General features: G+C 40.0%; 2 protein-coding genes. One reads left to right on the top strand and one right to left on the bottom strand.

The features are described from left to right. Positions 1-139: pyruvate kinase (locus AC1DTM_RS27620; protein WP_477001389.1), on the bottom strand; the 139-nt coding region annotated here is incomplete at its 3' end. A 252-nt stretch (positions 140-391) separates the two neighbouring features. Between AC1DTM_RS27620 and AC1DTM_RS27615 the strand changes: the two genes are divergently transcribed. After that, on the top strand, positions 392-1,150 hold a 759-nt coding region (locus AC1DTM_RS27615; RefSeq protein ID WP_477001388.1), incomplete at its 3' end, for an alkaline phosphatase.

The following is a 1,150-nucleotide window of genomic DNA, read 5'->3' as shown; positions in this document are numbered from 1 at the left end:
GAATGATATCTTTATGACTTTCATGCGTGCCATGTGATAAATTCAACCGAACAATTTTCATACCATTGTTTATTAACTGCGCTAATGTTTCTTCATTATTACTTGCTGGACCAATTGTACAAACTCGATCAATTGTCATTTTCCCACCATCCTTTTTTAAATGTTTCCCATAAAATAAAGAGAAGATTCTTTTTATAGGAAAGACCGTGCAACTAAGGGCACACAGAGGTTTATATGAGGAGAAGCGATTGCTGAGTAAGTAGCTTAAATTTAACTTTTTGACTCCATAGTTATTGTTAGTTTCGTTGCAATAGGGTACTACTAATAATAAATCTTGTTTACATACGAACGCTAGATTGGGATATCGAAAACAACCAATGGAGGAACCACAATGACTACTCTTCGTAAAAAAATAATGGGACTAACTTTAGCGGGAACGGTAGTGCTATGGTCATTAGCAGCAGGAAGCATGATGAACGGTAACGAGGTAAAAGCTGAGGTGAAAAAAGTAGGAAAGCAACCTAAAAATGTAATTTTTATGGTTATAGATGGGACAAGCTCTTCTGCTACAACATTAGCCCGGTGGTACAAAGGTTCATCTCTTGCACTAGATCAAATTGTATCCGGAGGTGTTCGTACGTATTCAGCAGAATCAGCTATTACGGACTCTGCACCGGCAGCCACAGCTTTAGCGACCGGAAATAAATCTAATTCAGGCTACGTGGGCGTATTACCTTCTGTTGTGAATTCACCTGGCTTAGAACCAGTGAAAGAAGACTGCAAGTTTCGTCCAGTTGCCAACGTCTTAGAAGGCGCAAAACGTTCCGGCCGCGCGACAGGAATCATTGCTACATCAGAAATTCAGCATGCTACTCCGGCTAGTTTCTCTGCCCACCATGCTAACCGCAAGAATTTTGAAGTGCTTGGTGAACAGCAAGTTTATCAAAATATAGAAGTTGTATTAGGTGGTGGAAAGGCAGCACTTCAGCCTACGACAAGCAATGGAATTCGTAAAGACAACGAAGATTTAGTAAAAGTGATTCAAGGCAAAGGGTACGACTTTGTCGAAACAAAAGATGCGTTACTAAACTCCAAATCAAATAAAATCTGGGGTTCTTTCTCTAATACTGCCCTTGCGTTCGATATGGAT

It is taken from the genome of Bacillus sp. P4_D3, assembly GCF_056401855.1.
The sequence above is the reverse complement of the archived record's forward strand: the minus strand, read 5'-3'. Positions and strand labels throughout refer to the sequence as shown.